General features: G+C 69.4%; 17 protein-coding genes and 1 pseudogene. 12 read left to right on the top strand and 6 right to left on the bottom strand.

Annotation, left to right across the window (positions count from 1 at the left end; all coding sequences use genetic code 11):
- Positions 1-6: 6 nt before the first annotated feature.
- Both MSM1_RS11380 and MSM1_RS11385 read right to left on the bottom strand, forming a co-directional pair.
- Positions 7-1,050 (bottom strand): LLM class F420-dependent oxidoreductase, encoded by a 1,044-nt coding sequence (locus MSM1_RS11380; protein ID WP_213442899.1) that lies wholly within the window; start codon positions 1,048-1,050, stop codon positions 7-9.
- A 65-nt stretch (positions 1,051-1,115) separates the two neighbouring features.
- Positions 1,116-1,958, bottom strand: a complete 843-nt coding sequence (locus MSM1_RS11385) for a dienelactone hydrolase family protein (protein WP_213442238.1) — start codon at positions 1,956-1,958, stop codon at positions 1,116-1,118.
- Between the two features lie 201 nt (positions 1,959-2,159).
- Here MSM1_RS11385 and MSM1_RS11390 point away from each other — a divergent pair, with 201 nt between their 5' ends.
- The 10 genes and pseudogenes from MSM1_RS11390 to tsaD all read left to right on the top strand — a co-directional run bounded on the left by MSM1_RS11390 (position 2,160) and on the right by tsaD (position 12,598).
- On the top strand, positions 2,160-2,492 hold the full coding sequence (locus tag MSM1_RS11390) for a hypothetical protein (RefSeq protein WP_213442240.1): 333 nt from the start codon (positions 2,160-2,162) through the stop codon (positions 2,490-2,492).
- 123 nt (positions 2,493-2,615) lie between these two features.
- Complete coding sequence (gene glmS / locus MSM1_RS11395) at positions 2,616-4,484, top strand: glutamine--fructose-6-phosphate transaminase (isomerizing) (protein ID WP_213442242.1); 1,869 nt, start codon at positions 2,616-2,618, stop codon at positions 4,482-4,484.
- Positions 4,485-4,605: 121 nt separating this feature from the next.
- Positions 4,606-6,036 carry an NAD(P)H-hydrate dehydratase gene (locus MSM1_RS11400; protein WP_213442901.1) on the top strand — a complete coding sequence of 477 codons (1,431 nt, stop codon included), beginning with the start codon at positions 4,606-4,608 and terminating at the stop codon, positions 6,034-6,036.
- Positions 6,037-6,094: 58 nt separating this feature from the next.
- A complete protein-coding gene (locus tag MSM1_RS11405; RefSeq protein WP_213442244.1) occupies positions 6,095-7,474 on the top strand; it encodes a glutamate decarboxylase in 1,380 nt (459 codons plus the stop codon).
- A gap of 91 nt (positions 7,475-7,565) precedes the next feature.
- A complete protein-coding gene (gene alr / locus MSM1_RS11410; protein WP_213442246.1) occupies positions 7,566-8,744 on the top strand; it encodes an alanine racemase in 1,179 nt (392 codons plus the stop codon).
- Entirely contained in the window at positions 8,734-9,846 is a 1,113-nt protein-coding gene (locus tag MSM1_RS11415; RefSeq protein WP_236055955.1) for an alpha/beta fold hydrolase, read from the top strand. The genes alr and MSM1_RS11415 overlap by 11 nt, the downstream gene beginning before the upstream one ends.
- Before the next feature lie 64 nt (positions 9,847-9,910).
- Entirely contained in the window at positions 9,911-10,390 is a 480-nt protein-coding gene (gene tsaE, locus MSM1_RS11420) for a tRNA (adenosine(37)-N6)-threonylcarbamoyltransferase complex ATPase subunit type 1 TsaE (RefSeq protein ID WP_213442904.1), read from the top strand.
- Positions 10,380-11,027: pseudogene (gene tsaB, locus MSM1_RS21820) on the top strand (tRNA (adenosine(37)-N6)-threonylcarbamoyltransferase complex dimerization subunit type 1 TsaB); the annotation flags it as partial. The gene tsaE and the pseudogene tsaB, both read left to right, overlap by 11 nt.
- A gap of 54 nt (positions 11,028-11,081) precedes the next feature.
- A complete protein-coding gene (gene rimI, locus MSM1_RS21825; protein WP_307857385.1) occupies positions 11,082-11,558 on the top strand; it encodes a ribosomal protein S18-alanine N-acetyltransferase in 477 nt (158 codons plus the stop codon).
- The gene (tsaD, locus tag MSM1_RS11430; protein WP_213442250.1) at positions 11,555-12,598 is read left to right on the top strand and encodes a tRNA (adenosine(37)-N6)-threonylcarbamoyltransferase complex transferase subunit TsaD; all 1,044 of its coding nucleotides are present in this window, start codon (positions 11,555-11,557) and stop codon (positions 12,596-12,598) included. The genes rimI and tsaD overlap by 4 nt, the downstream gene beginning before the upstream one ends.
- Positions 12,599-12,618: 20 nt before the next feature.
- On the opposite strand, the gene MSM1_RS11435 is transcribed toward tsaD, so the two are convergent.
- Positions 12,619-13,278 carry a C39 family peptidase gene (locus tag MSM1_RS11435; RefSeq protein WP_213442252.1) on the bottom strand — a complete coding sequence of 220 codons (660 nt, stop codon included), beginning with the start codon at positions 13,276-13,278 and terminating at the stop codon, positions 12,619-12,621.
- A 28-nt stretch (positions 13,279-13,306) separates the two neighbouring features.
- On the bottom strand, positions 13,307-13,435 hold the full coding sequence (locus tag MSM1_RS22430) for a hypothetical protein (protein ID WP_282100895.1): 129 nt from the start codon (positions 13,433-13,435) through the stop codon (positions 13,307-13,309).
- A gap of 213 nt (positions 13,436-13,648) precedes the next feature.
- On the opposite strand from MSM1_RS22430, the gene groES reads away from it, so the two are divergent.
- Both groES and groL read left to right on the top strand, forming a co-directional pair.
- Entirely contained in the window at positions 13,649-13,951 is a 303-nt protein-coding gene (groES, locus tag MSM1_RS11440) for a co-chaperone GroES (protein ID WP_213442254.1), read from the top strand.
- A gap of 154 nt (positions 13,952-14,105) precedes the next feature.
- Positions 14,106-15,728: a chaperonin GroEL gene (groL, locus tag MSM1_RS11445; protein WP_213442256.1), complete on the top strand. Its 1,623-nt coding sequence runs from the start codon at positions 14,106-14,108 to the stop codon at positions 15,726-15,728.
- A gap of 179 nt (positions 15,729-15,907) precedes the next feature.
- On the opposite strand, the gene MSM1_RS11450 is transcribed toward groL, so the two are convergent.
- Together MSM1_RS11450 and MSM1_RS11455 are read right to left on the bottom strand one after the other, a co-directional pair.
- Positions 15,908-16,774: a class I SAM-dependent methyltransferase gene (locus MSM1_RS11450; RefSeq protein ID WP_213442258.1), complete on the bottom strand. Its 867-nt coding sequence runs from the start codon at positions 16,772-16,774 to the stop codon at positions 15,908-15,910.
- An 81-nt stretch (positions 16,775-16,855) separates the two neighbouring features.
- Positions 16,856-17,164, bottom strand: a complete 309-nt coding sequence (locus MSM1_RS11455) for a WhiB family transcriptional regulator (RefSeq protein ID WP_213442260.1) — start codon at positions 17,162-17,164, stop codon at positions 16,856-16,858.
- Between the last annotated feature and the right edge of the window lie 5 nt (positions 17,165-17,169).

The raw sequence follows: 17,169 nt of genomic DNA on the forward strand, positions 1-17,169 counted from the left end.
ACCGGGTCAGGTGGGCAGCACCCGCCGCAATTCTTCGATGTAGCGCACAGATTCGGCGCGGTCTGCCGCCAGGGTGTTGATCAACAGCGTCGTCACCCCGGCATCGGCGAACGCCGCGACGCGTTCGGCGATGAATCCGCGCGGACCGATCAGCGAGATGGCCCGCGCCAACTCGTCGGGTACCATATCGATGGCCTCCTTCTTGCGTCCCGCGAGGTACAGCTCCTGAATCCGGTCCGCCACCCCGCCGAACCCGTAGCGGGTGGCCAGGTTGTGGTAGAAGTTGCGGTTTTTGGCGCCCATGCCCCCGACATAGAGGGCCAGCTGGGGCTTGATCCACGCCAGCCGCTCATCGGCGTTCTCGCCGACGGCTAGCGCCGCGCCCACCATGATGTCCAGCGCGCCCAACGCCGGATCCCGTTTGGCGTAGCCGGCTTTCAACGCCGCACCCCAAACCGACTGCGCCTTCTCCGGATAGAAGAATACCGGCTGCCAACCTTCGGCGATTTCGGCGGTCAGCTCAACGTTTTTCGGCCCCAGAGCCGCAATGGATATCGGAATTCGCTCGCGCACAGGACGATTGATGATGTGTAGGGCCTTGCCCAACCCTGTGCCGCGGTCTGGCGGCAACGGGATTTGGTAATACGTGCCGGTGTAGTGCACTGCCTCGCGACGCCACACCCGCCGACAGATGTCCACGACCTCACGGGTTCGGCCCAGGGGGGCGTCGAACTCCACCCCGTGGAACCCCTCGATTACCTGCGGCCCGGAGGCGCCGATACCCAAGCGGAATCGGCCACCGGACACGAAGTCCAAACCAGCAGCCGTCATTGCCAAAAGCGTCGGGGTGCGCGTGTATATCGGCAAGATCCCCGACGCCAGCTCGATTGTCGACGTCTTGGCGGCCAGATACCCCAGCTGGCTGACGGCGTCAAAGGAATACGCCTCGGCGACGACGGCGATGTCGATGCCGGTCTTTTCCAGTTCCACGATCTGATCGACGGCTTCGCGAAAGCCGCCCGAGTAGTCTACGACGACGCCGATTCGCACCACCGACACATATCACGGCGGCGACGCCGGGCTGCGGCGCCCCCTGCGGCGCGCGGGTGCCGGCGCTACTGCTTCAGTAAGGCGACGATTTTGTCCTCCGGGCCGACGGGCTTCGCGGCCCGGTCTGCCGGCGCGGTAAAGGGCAGGCGCACATCCGGATCGGCGAAGTCGCGATAAGCTTTGTCGCCGCTCAGCGCGTAGCGCAGATATCCGGTTAGCAGCGCCCGAATGGCCTTTTGCGTCTTGCGGTGCGGCCCGCCCAGCCCGAACCCCATCGTCACCCGACGGCCCTCGGCCAGGCCTTCGGCTCTGGCTTTGCTGACGATGCGCAGCGGCGCGGTGCCCCAAGCCTGGGACAATTCAACAGCGTTGGAAAGCAACGTTTTTGAATCACCCGGTGCGCTGAAGATCACACCCGGGACGGTCAGTGCCGCGGCGGGCTGCTGCGCGGATGGCTTGGTGACCGCCGGAAAGATGACCGCCACCGCTGCCGGCTTAGGTCGCATGCCGGCCGCGGCGAACACCGCTGCCGAACCACCGAAACCATGGCCCGCCAGGCCGAGCTTGGCGGGGTGCACGCTGATGTCACCGGACCCGAGACGCACACTCGAGACGATGTCGAGCGCGGTGCCCAAGTCGAAGGCCAGGTTGAGCACCGAGGGCGCCAGACCTCGTTCGGTCTTGGGGGCGGCGGCCACGATGCCCCAGGATGCCAGGTGCTCCAGCAGAGCGGAGTAGCGATCGACGCCGGTCAGCCAGTCGTGGCCGAACGCGACGGCGGGCAGATTCCGCCCCGCCTCGGGCGTGTACACCACCCCGGGCAGGCCGGCGAACGCCAAGTCGCCACGCAGGACATGGTGCGGCCCACGCCGGACGAGGGCGGCAACGAGGTTGCGAGGACGAGCCACCCGTCGACGGTAGCGCACCGCAGCGCCGCGCGGCCCGTTGTCACCGCGGCCGTCACCGCGACGACCGGGGCGGCGAGGGGAGGCATGGCGGTCAAGATCGGCCGCAGCAGCTCGTGAAAACCCGCCAGAGCAATCTCGTTGGGGGGTGTGTCGAGCACTGGGAAACGGTGGGGCGGCCGGCTCATGTGCTATGAAAGGCGGATGAAAAACGTCAAACGCGTCGCGGCGGCCACAGCCGTCGCCGTTTCGGGGTTGGGGCTTGCCGGTTTGGGTGCGGCCGGTGTCGCCCAGGCCCAACCGGATTATCACTGGTGCCCCGGTCAAGCGTGGGATCCTGCCTGGGGCGTCAACTGGGACTGGAACCGCTGCCACGACGACGGTTACTACGACGGCGAGCCCCACGACGCGGCCCATTGGCACGGCCAGGGTCCCTGGCATCCCGACGGCCCGGGCGGCCCCGGTAACTGGCAACCCGGCGGCCCCGGTAACTGGCAACCCGGCGGCCCCGGCGACCGGGATCAATGGCAGCACTGAGGTGACACAGCACCCGTGACCTACGTGTGCAGTCCGGAAACTAGCCAGTAGCGGGGTCGGCCCGGGTGCGGCCGTTCGTGGTGCAGCCGTTTCTTTGGGGCCGCTGCACTACCCTGAGGGGCTATGTGCGGGATCGTCGGCTACGTCGGGCATCGCTGCGCCCGCGAGGTCGTCATGAATGCGCTGCACAGGATGGAGTACCGCGGCTACGACTCGGCCGGCATCGCCCTGGTCAACGGAACCGGCACCCTCACCGTGCGCCGGCGCGCCGGGCGGCTGGCCAACCTGGACGCCGCGGTGGCAGAGCTGGCGCCGGCGTCGCTGACCGGCACCACCGGCCTCGGCCATACCCGCTGGGCCACCCATGGGCGCCCCACCGACCGCAACGCGCACCCTCACCGCGATGCCGCCGGCAAGATCGCCGTCGTCCACAACGGCATCATCGAGAACTACGCGAGCCTGCGCCGCGAGCTGGAGTCGGCCGGCGTGGAGTTCGCCAGCGACACCGACACCGAGGTTGCGGTGCATCTGGTCTCGCAGGCGTATCGCCATGGCGATACCGCAGGTGACTTCGTCGGGTCGGTGCTGGCCGTGCTGCGCCGGCTGGAGGGCCACTTCACCCTGGTGTTCGCCAACGCCGATGAGCCCGGCACCATCGTCGCCGCCCGCCGGTCGACGCCGTTAGTGCTCGGGATCGGTGAGCGTGAGATGTTCGTCGGTTCGGACGTGGCGGCATTTATCGAGCACACTCGCCAGGCCGTCGAATTGGGTCAGGACCAGGCGGTGGTGATCACCGCCGATGGCTATCGGATCAGCGACTTCCACGGCAACCCCGATGACGCGAGCGCCCGCCGGTTCCACATCGACTGGGATTTGGCGGCCGCGGAGAAGGGCGGCTACCCGTACTTCATGCTCAAGGAGATCGCCGAACAGCCCGCCGCGGTGGCCGACACCCTGCTGGGCCATTTCGTCGACGGCCGGATCGTGCTCGACGAGCAGCGGCTTTCCGATCAGGAGCTGCGCGAAATCGACAAAGTCTTCGTGGTCGCCTGCGGCACCGCGTATCACTCGGGGCTGTTGGCCAAATACGCGATCGAGCACTGGACCCGGCTGCCGGTGGAGGTGGAAGTCGCCAGCGAATTCCGGTATCGGGATCCGGTGCTGGACCGCAGCACGCTGGTGGTGGCCATCTCGCAGTCGGGTGAGACCGCCGACACCCTGGAAGCGGTGCGGCACGCCAAGGGGCAGAAGGCCAAGGTGCTGGCGATCTGCAACACCAACGGCTCGCAGATCCCGCGGGAAAGCGATGCGGTGCTCTACACCCGCGCCGGCCCCGAGATCGGCGTGGCCGCGACGAAAACGTTCCTGGCGCAGATCGCCGCCAACTACTTGCTGGGGCTGGCGTTGGCTCAGGCCCGGGGAACGAAATACCCCGACGAGGTCGAGCGCGAATACCGTGAGCTGGCGGCCATGTCCGAGCTGGTGGCCCGGGTGCTCACCGGCACCGGGTCGGTGGCCGAGCTGGGCCGCCGATTCGCGCGGGCCTCGACCATCCTGTTCCTGGGCCGCCATGTCGGCTACCCGGTGGCCCTGGAAGGCGCGTTGAAGCTCAAGGAGCTGGCCTACATGCACGCCGAGGGTTTCGCGGCCGGCGAGCTCAAGCACGGTCCGATCGCGCTGATCGAAGACGGTTTGCCGGTCATCGTCGTGATGCCCTCGCCGAAGAACGCCGCCACGTTGCACGCCAAGCTGCTGTCCAATATCCGCGAGATTCAGGCCCGCGGGGCGATCACCATTGTGATCGCCGAGGAAGGCGACGACACGGTGCGGCCCTATGCGGATCATTTGATCGAGATTCCAGCGGTGTCAACACTTTTCCAACCGCTGCTGTCCACCATCCCGCTGCAGGTGTTCGCCGCGTCGGTGGCGCAGGCCCGCGGCTACGACGTCGACAAGCCGCGCAACCTCGCCAAGTCCGTCACCGTCGAATAGCCAAGCCTTCGGTCGTGGCCGAGAAGCGTGCGCGGCTCGACGGCCGGCCGACGCGACGAATCGCCGGCGAACTGTGGGTGTCGGGGAGAGCATCGCCCGCAAGCGTGGAATCCTGACGTTGATGCGCTACTACTACTCCGTTGACACGATTCGTGCGGCCGAGGCGCCACTGCTGGCCAGCCTGCCCGACGGCACCCTGATGCGACGCGCCGCGTTCGGGCTGGCCACCGCGTGCATCCGGGAGTTGATCGCCCGCACCGGCGGGGTTGTCGGCCGGCGGGTGTGCGCGGTGGTCGGAACCGGCGACAACGGCGGTGACGCCTTGTGGGCGGCGACCTTCCTGCGCCGCCGCGGGGCCGCCGCCGACGCGGTGCTGCTCAACCCCCAGCGTGCCCACCGCACGGCACTGGCGGCATTCAGAAAAGCCGGTGGGCGTGTTGTGGAACGGGTCGCGACGCGGCACCCGAAGACCGATCTGGTCATCGACGGGGTGGTGGGCATCTCGGGCTCCGGGCCGTTGCGCCCGGAGGCGGCACAGGTGTTCGCCGCCGTGGAGAGGGCCAGGATCCCGGTGGTGGCCGTCGATATTCCCAGCGGGATCGACGTGCACACCGGGGCGATCACCGGCCCTGCCGTGCACGCCACGCTGACCGTCACCTTCGGCGGGCTTAAACCCGTGCACGCGCTCGCCGACTGCGGCCGCGTCGAGCTGGTCGATATCGGCCTCGAGCTACCGAAGGCCGACATGCTGGGTTTCGAGGCCGCCGACGTCAAGGCCCGCTGGCCGGTGCCCGGCCCCACCGATGACAAGTACACCCAGGGCGTGACCGGCATCCTGGCGGGCTCGTCGAGGTATCCGGGCGCGGCCGTGCTGTGCACCGGGGGGGCGGTCGCGGCCACCTCCGGCATGGTCCGCTACGCCGGCAGCGCGCTGCGCGACGTGCTCGCGCGCTGGCCAGAAGTCATCGCCGTGCCCACGGCCGCTGCCTGTGGGCGAGTCCAGTCCTGGGTCGTCGGGCCGGGCATCGGCACCGACCAGGACGGCGCCGCCACACTGAGGCACGCGCTGGACACCGACCTGCCGGTGATTGTCGACGCCGACGGGCTGACCGCGCTGGCGGCCGACCCCGAGCTGGTGGTCAACCGCGGCGCGCCGACGGTGTTGACGCCGCATGCCGGCGAGTTTGCCCGGCTGGCCGGCTCCCCACCGGGCGAGGACCGCGTCGGGGCCACCCGCAAGCTCGCCGACACGTTCGGCGCGACCGTGCTGCTGAAGGGGAATGTCACCATCATTGCCGAGCCCGGCGGCCCGGTCTACGTGAACCCAGCGGGCCAGTCATGGGCGGCCACCGCGGGCTCCGGTGACGTGCTGTCCGGGATGATCGGCGCGCTGCTGGCCGCCGGGCTGCCGGCAGCCGAGGCGGCGGCCGCCGCGGCGTTCGTGCACGCGCGTGCGGCCAACCTGTCGGCCGCCGATCCCGGGCCCGGCCACGCACCGACCTCGGCGTCGCGAATCATCGACCACATCAGAGCCGCCCTGGCCGCCCTCTAGCAGCACTTCACGAAAGGCTTCACGAAGGCTTCAAGAAAGGCTTCAAGAAAGGATTGCCGTGCCCCAGCACCCACCCATCCCGCACTCGATCAGCCCCGCCTACACCGGGCGGCTGTTCACCGCGCCGGTCCCGGCGCTGCGGCTGCCCGACGAGTCAATGGATCCCGAGGCCGCCTACCGCTTCGTCCACGACGAGCTGATGCTGGACGGCAGTTCCCGGCTGAACCTGGCCACCTTCGTCACCACCTGGATGGATCCCGAGGCCGAGAAGCTGATGGCCGAGGCGTTCGACAAGAACTTGATCGACAAGGACGAGTACCCGGCCACCGCCGCCATCGAGGCGCGCTGCGTGGCGATGGTGGCCGACCTCTTCCACGCCGAGGGATTGCGTGATGACGACCCGGCCACCGCCACCGGGGTGTCCACCATCGGATCCAGTGAGGCCGTGATGCTGGGTGGGTTGGCCCTGAAGTGGCGCTGGCGAGAGCGCCTCGGCAACGGCTGGAAGGCCCGCACCCCCAATCTGGTGATGGGCTCCAACGTGCAGGTGGTCTGGGAGAAGTTCTGCCGCTACTTCGACGTCGAACCCCGCTATCTGCCCGTTGAGAAGGGCCGCTATGTCATCACCCCCGAGCAAGTGGTCGCGGCCGTCGACGAGAACACCATCGGCGTGGTGGCGATTCTGGGCACCACCTACACCGGCGAGCTGGAGCCGGTCGCGGAGATCTGCGCGGCGCTGGACGCCCTGGCCGCCGCCGGCGGGGTGGATGTCCCGGTGCACGTCGACGCGGCCAGCGGCGGCTTTGTGGTGCCGTTCCTGCACCCGGGCCTGGTGTGGGATTTTCGGCTGGCCCGGGTGGTGTCCATCAACGTCAGCGGCCATAAATACGGGCTGACCTACCCCGGTATCGGGTTCGTCGTGTGGCGCAGCCGCGAGCACCTGCCTGAGGAACTGATCTTCCGGGTTAACTACCTGGGCGGGGATATGCCGACGTTCACGCTGAACTTCTCCCGCCCCGGCAACCAGGTGGTCGGCCAGTACTACAACTTCCTGCGGATGGGCCGCGAGGGGTACACCACGGTGATGCGCACTCTCGCCCAGACCGCGCGCTGGCTGGGCGACCGGCTCGCCGCCAGCGAGCACTTCGAGCTGATCTCCGACGGCTCGGCGATCCCGGTGGTGTGTGCCCGGCTTCGCGGGGCCCGCGACTACACCGAGTGCGACCTGTCCCACGAGCTGCGGACCTGCGGCTGGCAGGTGCCCGCCTACACCATGCCGGCCAACGCCACCGACGTGTCCGTGCTGCGCATCGTGGTGCGGGAGGGATTCTCCGCGGATCTGGCCCGCGCGTTGTGCGACGATATCAGCACCGCGTTGTCCCACCTGGATAGGCTCAAACCCGGTGGTTACTTCACCGCCAAGCACTTTGCCCACTGACGCCCGGCGACGATGCGGCGTCACCGGGCCGGTGACGCCGCCAGCGCCTCTGAGACCATCGGCCTCTGGGACAATCGGATGCGAGAAACCCATGCAGACAACCCCGCTGTCCGCCAGGACACCGACGTCCTCCGGCCTGCTCGCCGAGGCGGCGGTTGACTTGCGGGCGATCGCGCACAACGTGCGGGTGCTGCGTGAGCGTGCTGGCTCCGCGCAGCTGATGGCGGTCGTCAAAGCCGACGGCTACGGGCATGGCGCGACGCGGGTGGCGCGCGCCGCATTGGCGGCCGGAGCCGCCGAACTCGGGGTGGCCACCATCGACGAGGCGCTGCAGTTGCGCGCCGACGGCATCACCGCACCGGTGCTGGCGTGGCTGCACCGGCCCGGTACCGACTTCGGGCCCGCGCTGCAGGCCGATGTGCAGATCGCCGTGTCCTCGGTGCGCCAGCTTGGGGAACTGCTCGAGGCGGTGCGCCGGACCGGGCGGCCGGCAACGGTGACCGTCAAGGTCGACACCGGGTTGAACCGCAACGGGGTCGGCGCGGCCCAATACCCGCAGATGTTGGCCGCGTTGCGCCGGGCGATCGGCGATGACGCCATCCGGCTGCGGGGGATCATGTCGCATCTGGTGTATGCCGACAATCCCGACCATCCGACCAACGAGCTGCAGGCGCAACGGTTTCGCGAGATGCTGAGGCAGGCCGACAGCCAGGGTGTGCGCTTCGAGGTGGCGCACCTTGCGAATTCGTCGGCCACCCTGACTCGCCCTGACATGGCGTTCGACCTGGTGCGGCCGGGCATTGCCGTCTACGGCCTCAGCCCCATCCCCGAGCGCGGCGATATGGGTTTGGCGCCGGCGATGACGGTGAAATGCGCTGTCGCACTTGTGAGGTCGGTCCGCGCCGGGGAAGGGGTGTCCTATGGGCACACCTGGATCGCCGACCGCGACACCGCCGTGGCGTTGCTGCCGGTCGGCTACGCCGACGGCGTGTTCCGGGCGCTGGGCGGGCGCCTGGAGGTGCTGATCAACGGTAGGCGCCGGCGGGGGGTCGGGCGGATCTGCATGGACCAATTCGTCGTCGATCTCGGTCCCGGCGAGGTCGATGTCGCCGAGGGGGATGAGGCGATTTTGTTCGGGCCCGGCACCCACGGTGAACCCACCGCCCAGGACTGGGCCGACCTGCTCGGCAGCATTCACTACGAGGTGGTGACCAGCCCCCGGGGGCGCATCACCAGGACGTATCGCGAGGCCGAAACCGTTGAGCACTAGCGACGCGCGGCGCGTGCGCTGGCGCACCCGCTGGCTGGCGGGCGCCGCCGGGTTGACCGCGGTGGGCACGGTCGCCGGGGTCGGCATCGCGCGCTCGATGACCCGGCGCACCACCACCGAGGACCCGTACGCCGGCGAGGACTTCACGATGCTCGACGGCGACCGGATCTCGTGGGTGACTACCCCCGACGGGGTGCGGTTGGCGGTGCGCGACGTCGGGCCCAGGGAGGCGCGGTTGACCGTGGTGTTCGCCCACGGATTCTGCCTGCGCATGGATTCGTTTTATTTCCAGCGAGTTCGGCTGACCGACGAGTGGGGCCCGCAGGTGCGAATGGTGTTCTACGACCAGCGCGGGCATGGCCGCTCCGGCGAAGCCTCCCCTGACACCTACACGGTGCCGCAGCTTGGGGTGGACTTGGAAACGGTGCTGCGGGCGACGGCGCCGCGCGGCCCGGTCGTGCTGGTCGGCCATTCCATGGGCGGCATGACGGTGCTGTCGCACGCCCGGCAGTTCCCGCACCACTACGGCACCCGGATCGTCGGCGCCGCGCTGATCTCATCGGCCGCCAAAGGCGTGTCACGATCGCCGCTGGGTGAGATCCTGAAGAATCCGGCGCTGGAGGCCGTGCAGCTCACCGCCCGATACGCGCCCAACCTGCTGCACCGCGGCCGGGGCGTGGCCCGGCCGCTGGTCGGCCCGATACTGCGGGCCGCCTCCTACGGGGACGAGAAGATCAGCCCCAGTGTGGTGGCATTCTCCGAGCAGATGATGCACGACACCCCGATCGCCACCGTGGTGGGCTTTCTGCACGCGCTGGAGGTGCACGACGAAAGCGCAGCGTTGCCCACGCTCTCGAAAATCCCGACGCTGATCGCCTGCGGCGATCACGACCTGCTCACCCCGCCGGGGTATTCCAGGGCGATGGCGGCCGCGCTCTGGGATGCCGAACTGGACATCGTCTCTGACGCCGGGCATCTGGTGCAGCTGGAACAACCCGGCGCCATCAACGAGGGATTGGTCCGGCTCGTCGAGCGGGCCACCCCGGCCAGGCTGGTCGCATTGACCCGGCGGTTGCGTGCGCGAGCCCGTCCTCATGCGTGATCCACAGATCCGGCCGCAGGAACCGGTTGCGCCGGACTCGCGTTCGCCACGGTCCGGCAGGGCGATGCTGGCGCGCGTCGAGGACACCGTGGCGCTGGGATCGCAACTGGGTAAGCAGCTGCGCGCCGGCGACGTGGTGGTGCTGTCCGGTCCGCTCGGAGCTGGGAAAACCGTGCTGGCCAAGGGGATAGCCGAGGGAATGGATGTTGAGGGGCCGGTGATCTCCCCGACATTCGTGCTCGCCCGGGTGCATCGGCCCCGCAGGCCCGGCGCGCCGGCGATGATTCACGCCGACTGCTACCGGCTGTTGGATCACCATGGTGCCGAGCTGCTGGCCGAGCTGGACTCGCTGGACCTGGACGCCGAACTCGACCAGGCGGTTGTCGTGGTGGAGTGGGGCGCCGGCCTGGCCGAGAGGCTCTCCGAGCGGTATCTCGACGTCCGGCTCGAGCGTGCCGGTGACTCCGACACCCGGATCGCGACCTGGCGCTGGAGCGGGTCGCGACCTGACGATGGCGCGGATCATGGACCTCATGAGCAGTGATTCCGCCGGGCTGGTGCTCGCACTGGACACCGCTACTCCCGCGATTACCGCGGGGATCGTGCGGCGGAGCTGCTCGCCCGGTGGCCCGGTCGAGGTGCTGGCGCAGCGGGTCACCATCAACGCCCGGGCACACGCCGAGCACATCACCCCGAACGTGTTGGCCGCGCTCGCCGATGCCGGGTTGGCGATGGCGGACCTCGACGCTGTGGTGGTGGGCTGCGGTCCCGGGCCGTTCACCGGCCTGCGGGTGGGGATGGCCACCGCCGCCGCCTACGGGCACGCGCTCGGCATACCGGTGCACGGGGTGTGCAGCCTGGACGCCATCGGCGTGCTGACCACCGGTGAGACGCTGGTGGCCACCGATGCCCGTCGACGCGAAATCTATTGGGCGCGTTACCGTAACGGACGACGCACCCATGGCCCGGCGGTCAGCGCCCCGGCCGACGTCGACACCCGCGCCGCCCAAGCGGTGGCCGGCCCACCCGAGCAGGCGGAGCTGTTCGGCCTGCCGCGGCGCGGGCCGGCCTACCCCACACCCGCCGGTCTGGTGGCCGCGGTGGCCGACTGGTCCGGGGGCGCGGCGCCGCCGGCGCCAATGTATCTGCGCCGGCCGGACGCCAAGACACTGCTGGAGCGCGCCGCCGCCCGCGGCGACGGCGCGGGCGGCGCGCACCCGGCAAGCACCCGCGCCATCGGCGCCCCCACGGCGGGCCGGGAGCCCGTCGTCATCGACGCACTGACACCCCGGGACGCCGATCGATGCGCCCAGCTGGAGGCCCAGCTGTTCGGCGGCGACGGCCCGTGGCCGAAGGAGGCGTTCGTCCGGGAAATCACCAGCACGCACAACCGGTATGTGGGCGCGCGCGCCCGCGACGTGCTCGTCGGATACGCCGGCATCTCCCGGCTGGGGCGCACGCCGCCCTTCGACTACGAGGTGCACACCATCGGCGTCGACCCGGCCTACCAGGGCCGGGGCATCGGCCGGCGGCTGCTGGAGGCGCTGCTGGAGTTCGCTGCCGGCAGCCCCGTCTACCTGGAGGTACGCACCGACAACGCGCCGGCGATCGCGCTGTATCGCAGCGTGGGATTTACCGAGGTCGCTTTGCGCCGGCGGTACTACCGGGTCAGCGGGGCCGACGCCTACACGATGCGGCGGGATCCCGTATGACGGTCATCCTGGCGATCGAAACGTCCTGCGATGAAACAGGTGTCGGCCTTGCACGCCTGGGCCCCGACGGCACGGTGACGCTGCTGGCCGACGAGGTCGCCTCCAGCGTCGACGAGCACGTCCGCTTCGGCGGCGTGGTCCCCGAGATCGCCTCCCGGGCGCACTTGGAGGCGCTGGGCCCGACCATGCGTCGCGCGCTGGCCGCGGCGGGGCTCACGGATCGAGCGAGACCCGACGTCGTCGCCGCCACCGTCGGGCCCGGCCTGGCGGGCTCCCTGCTGGTGGGCGTGGCCGCGGCCAAGGCGTACGCCGCCGCCTGGGGGGTGCCGTTCTACGGGGTGAACCACCTGGGCGGACACTTGGCCGCCGACGTCTACGAGCACGGGCCGCTGCCGGAGAGCGTGGCCTTGCTGGTGTCGGGCGGGCACACGCACCTGCTCCACGTTCGGTCGCTCGGGGAGCCCATCATCGAGCTGGGCGGCACCCTCGATGACGCCGTCGGGGAGGCCTACGACAAGGTGGCGCGGCTGCTGGGATTGGGCTATCCGGGCGGCAAGGCGCTCGACGAGCTGGCCCGCAGCGGGGACCGCGACGCCATCGTGTTCCCGCGCGGCCTGACCGGACCGCGCGACGACCCGTACGCGTTCAGCTTCTCTGGGCTGAAAACCGCGGTCGCGCGCTATCTGGAAACCCGGGCGAATCACGGCGGTGTCCGCCCGGCCGATGTCGCCGCGGGGTTTCAGGAGGCCGTCGCCGACGTGCTGACCATGAAGGCGGTGCGCGCCGCCACCGCCCTGGGGGTGTCAACCTTGCTGATCGCCGGCGGGGTGGCGGCGAACTCGCGGCTGCGGGAGCTGGCCGCGCAGCGCTGCGCGGGGGCGGGCGTGACGCTGCGGATCCCCAAGCCGCGGCTGTGCACCGACAACGGCGCGATGATCGCCGCGTTCACGGCGCATTTGCTGGCCGCCGGGGCGCCCCCGTCGCCGCTGGACACCCCCAGCGACCCGGGTCTGCCGGTGGTGCGCGGGCGGCTGCCCTGACCGCCGGTCATGGGCGCTCGTCAGATGTCGTTGGTTTCCTGGGTGACGATGAGCAGGTCGTCGCTGGTTGCCCAGGCTTGAGTGAAGGTGGCCATGGGGATCCGCTCGTCGCGGCCGTTGGGGGTGCCGCTGTCGTTGAGGTGGACGATGTCGCTGCGGGTGTCGACACCGGTGACGACGACAGCGTGGTCGGCCCGGGTCCGCTGCCCCTTGCCGGGGGGATAGCCCCAGAGGGTTTCGGCGTTGACCCCGGCGATCACCTTGTGGCCGCCGGCCAGGTCCTGCTCCACGGTCTGCATGGTGTTGCCCTCGCTGAGGGTGGATTGGATGCCGTATTTGCGCAGCAGCACGACCATGTCTTGGGGAGCAGTGCCGTCGAAGAAGTAGATGTCGCCGCGGTGGGCTTCGCTTTTGGTGAATATGCCGCGCAGCTCGATCCCGACTTGGGAGGGCTCCTTGCCGGTGAGCTGGCCGACCACGTCGGCGACGGCCATCAGGCCGCAGTCTTGCTGGTGCTGGTAGCGCCAGTAGGGGGCGGCGGCCTCGGGGTTGCCGTACATTTGCCCGTCCGGATCGGCTCTGGTTAGCCCGGTGCCGACCCCGGCCGAACCGACGCAGGCCGCCACGATCAGCGTGGCCACCCGGGCGGCGCGGTTCGCGGTGAGGATGCCGGTGAACATGACCTCAATTATTAGCGAATTTTTGGGATCAGCGATTTTTGGCGATCACCTTGGCAAGAACGCTTGGCGCCTGCGCGCCGGCCGGTGTGCACATCGGCGACCCGGTGACCGGCGTGATGGCCAGGCGCCTCTTCAGGAGCGCGGCGAGCGCAGCCACCCTCCCTTGAGTGCTAGCACTCTCCTGTATAGAGTGCTAGGTGGCAATCGGACAATCCGCGTGTCGGCACCCGCGACGACGGCACGAGGGCACGGACGAATGCCGAAGCACCTGGTAATCCGACGGGTACGGGATCGATCCCGCACCTACTACCAAGACCGGTTCGGGGCGATGGCCCCGGACCCCGATCGCAACTAGTGGAGGGCTCCAATCGTGGCGAAGGTGAACATTAGGCCACTCGAGGACAAGATCCTCGTCCAGGCCAACGAGGCCGAGACCACAACCGCGTCTGGGCTGGTCATTCCCGACACCGCCAAGGAGAAGCCGCAGGAAGGCACCGTCGTCGCCGTCGGCCCGGGCCGGTGGGACGAGGACGGCGAAAAGCGGATCCCGCTGGACGTGTCTGAGGGCGACACCGTGATCTACAGCAAGTACGGCGGCACCGAGATCAAATACAACGGCGAGGAGTACTTGATTCTGTCGGCCCGCGACGTGCTGGCTGTCGTCAACAAGTAACGCAGGCGATGTCCCGCCCCGGCGATCCCCGCGACAACCCGTGGGCGATTTCCGGGGCGGTGCACCGCACAGGCCACATTGCCCGGCCCCGACACGTTGGGCACGTTGCGCACGGCGTCGGTGCCGGGCTGGTGAGACGAGACAGGACCGACCCATGAGCAAACTGCTCGAATACGACGAAATCGCGCGTCGCGCCTTGGAGAGCGGAGTCGACAAGCTCGCCGACGCGGTGCGGGTGACGCTGGGTCCACGGGGCCGGCACGTGGTACTGGCCAAGGCGTTCGGCGGGCCCACCATCACCAACGACGGGGTCACCGTCGCGCGGGAGATCGACCTGGAAGACCCGTTCGAGAACCTGGGTGCGCAGTTGGTCAAGGCGGTGGCGACCAAGACCAACGACGTCGCCGGTGACGGCACCACCACCGCCACGGTGCTGGCGCAAGCGCTGATCCGCGGCGGGTTGCGCCTCGTTGCGGCCGGTGCCAACCCGATCGCGCTGGGGGCGGGGATCGGCAAGGCCGCCGACGCGGTGTCCGAGGCGCTGCTGGCGGCGGCGACGCCGGTGTCCGGCCAGACGGCCATCGCCCAGGTCGCCACCGTGTCCTCGCGGGATCCGCAGATCGGCGAGCTGGTCGGCGAGGCGATGACCAAGGTTGGCCACGATGGCGTGGTCAGCGTCGAGGAGTCCTCGACGCTGACCACCGAGTTGGAGTTCACCGAGGGTATCGGGTTCGACAAGGGCTTTTTGTCGGCGTACTTCGTCACCGACTCCCAGGCCCAAGAGGCCGTGCTGGAGGACGCCCTGATTTTGTTGCACCGCGACAAGATCAGCTCGCTGCCCGACCTGCTGCCGTTGCTGGAGAAGGTGGCCGAAACCGGCAAACCGCTGCTGGTGATCGCCGAGGACGTCGAGGGGGAAGCGCTGGCAACCTTGGTCGTCAACGCCATCCGCAAGACGCTGAAGGCGGTCGCGGTCAAGGCGCCGTATTTCGGTGACCGTCGCAAGGCCTTCCTGGAAGACCTGGCGGTGGTGACGGGCGGCCGGGTGGTCAACCCCGATGTCGGCCTGCTGCTGCGCGAGGTGGGTCTGGAGGTGTTGGGCTCGGCGCGCCGGGTGGTGGTCACCAAGGATGACACCATCATCGTTGACGGCGGCGGCACCCCGGAGGCGATCGCAAACCGCGCCAAGCAACTGCGCGCGGAGATCGAAACGACCGACTCCGACTGGGATCGCGAGAAGCTCGAAGAGCGGCTGGCCAAGCTGTCCGGTGGGGTGGCCGTGATCAAGGTGGGCGCGGCAACCGAAACGGCGCTCAAGGAACGCAAGGAAAGCGTCGAGGACGCGGTGGCGGCGGCCAAGGCCGCCGTGGAGGAAGGCATCGTCGTCGGCGGCGGGGTGGCATTGTTGCAGGCCCGCAAGGCGCTTGACGAGCTGCGTGCCTCGCTGAGCGGCGACGAGGCGCATGGCGTCGACGTGTTCTCCGAGGCGCTCAGCGCACCGCTGCACTGGATCGCGGCCAACGCGGGCCTGGACGGCTCGGTGGTGGTCAGCAAGGTGAGCGAGTTGCCCCCGGGTCATGGGCTCAACGCCGAAACGCTGCGCTATGGTGACTTGGCTTCGGAGGGTGTCATCGACCCGGTCAAGGTCACACGTTCGGCGGTGCTCAACGCCGCGTCGGTGGCTCGGATGGTGCTGACTACCGAGACCGCAGTGGTCGAGAAACCCGCGGAGAAGGACGAAAACGGCGCGCACAATCATCACGGCCACGCGCACTAGCGCTGCGCGCGCTTGCGTGCGGGAGCATCCCCGGATCCAACGGATCGGGGATGCTTTCCTGTCGCGGTGAAAATGGCCGCGCGAAACCCGCACCCGGATGCGGTTGGTGTTGCCGGTCGCGGGACCGCCAGGGCCGCTCCGGGACGAGGTGAGGCCGGCTTAGACCGGCTTAGACCAGCTTAGGCCGGCTTGGTAGACCAGGCGCCGATCTCAGAGCGGCCGACAAAGACGCTACCGCGCGCGGCGATGTCGGCCATGACGTGATCGGCCAGGGTGGCGGGATCGATTTCGCCCGGTGCGACGTGGCCGCGCCGTTCCAGCTCAGGCAACAGGGTTACCAGCACGTCGGTGGTCAGCCGCACCTGCTCGATGCTGCCGGCACCGGCGCCGATCACGGTCTCCATGGCGAGTTTCGGCGCGGGAAGACCGGCAGCGGCGTACACGGCCGGGAGTTTGGTGCCCATCTCCGGATCGGCACCCCCGGCGATGAAACCCTCGACCACCAGGCGACAGCAGCGTTGCCAGCTCGGCACGTGCGGCGCCGAGTGCGCGCGCGCCCACTCCGGCTCCTGGAACACGACGACGCCGCCGGGGGCTAGATGCCGCAGCAGCCCACGCAGCCACGCCACCGGATCGGGTTGGAACAGCAGGACGTACCGGCCGACGATCGCATCGAATGGGCGATCGAACGTCGACTCCGCCGGATCGCCGCTAAGGAACCTCACGTTGGCGGCACCCAGCGAGTTCGCCCGTCGCCTGGCGGCCTGCAGCGCGACCGGAGCGCGCTCGACGCCGACGACCTCGCCGGCGTCACCGACCAACTCGGCCGCCAGGAACGCGACGTCGCCGATGCCGCTGCCGACGTCGAGCACCCGCATCCCCCGCGCGATCCCGGCCGCCGAAAAGAACCGGCGGGTGATCGGCTCGATCACCCGGGCCTGGGCCGCTAGCCGATCCAGTTCATCCTCGGAGTGGCCGAGCACATACCTCAGAGCCTGCGCGCGTCCCCTGTCTGTGCCGGTACCAATCGCCGTCGGATCGACCACGGTGCGTAGGGTATTGACCCGGCCACGTGAAGACAAGCGCGCGGCCCGCGGCAGCGCAGGCGATCGTCCGGCCGTCGGGTGTCAGGCAGTGCGGCGAATCCCCCGGGTGCGGCCCAGGCCGCGCTTGAGGACGAGGTCGCGCTCGGACTCGGACATGCCGCCCCAGATGCCGTACGGCTCGCCCACCTCCAGGGCGTGCGACCGGCATCGCTCGATCACCGGGCAGCGCCGGCAGATTTCCTTGGCGCGCCGCTCGCGTTGCAGGCGAGCCCGGCCACGCTCACCGTCGGGGTGGAAGAACACCGAGGAGTCGATACCCCGGCAAAGACCTTGCAGCTGCCAGTCCCAGATATCGGCGTTGGGCCCGGGTAGTTGCTCCGGCTGTGGCATTATAT

It is taken from the genome of Mycobacterium sp. SM1 (genome assembly GCF_018361265.1).
In the GTDB taxonomy this organism is placed as follows: Bacteria; Actinomycetota; Actinomycetes; order Mycobacteriales; family Mycobacteriaceae; genus Mycobacterium.

Bases quoted from the DNA above. Each gene is read 5' to 3' on its own strand.
- MSM1_RS11435 (WP_213442252.1), bottom strand. From the start codon at position 13,278: ATGTTCACCGGCATCCTCACCGCGAACCGCGCCGCCCGGGTGGCCACG.
- MSM1_RS11390 (WP_213442240.1), top strand. From the start codon at position 2,160: ATGAAAAACGTCAAACGCGTCGCGGCGGCCACAGCCGTCGCCGTTTCG.
- MSM1_RS11455 (WP_213442260.1), bottom strand. From the start codon at position 17,164: ATGCCACAGCCGGAGCAACTACCCGGGCCCAACGCCGATATCTGGGAC.
- tsaD (WP_213442250.1), top strand. From the start codon at position 11,555: ATGACGGTCATCCTGGCGATCGAAACGTCCTGCGATGAAACAGGTGTC.
- MSM1_RS11400 (WP_213442901.1), top strand. From the start codon at position 4,606: ATGCGCTACTACTACTCCGTTGACACGATTCGTGCGGCCGAGGCGCCA.
- glmS (WP_213442242.1), top strand. From the start codon at position 2,616: ATGTGCGGGATCGTCGGCTACGTCGGGCATCGCTGCGCCCGCGAGGTC.
- groL (WP_213442256.1), top strand. From the start codon at position 14,106: ATGAGCAAACTGCTCGAATACGACGAAATCGCGCGTCGCGCCTTGGAG.
- alr (WP_213442246.1), top strand. From the start codon at position 7,566: ATGCAGACAACCCCGCTGTCCGCCAGGACACCGACGTCCTCCGGCCTG.
- tsaE (WP_213442904.1), top strand. From the start codon at position 9,911: ATGCTGGCGCGCGTCGAGGACACCGTGGCGCTGGGATCGCAACTGGGT.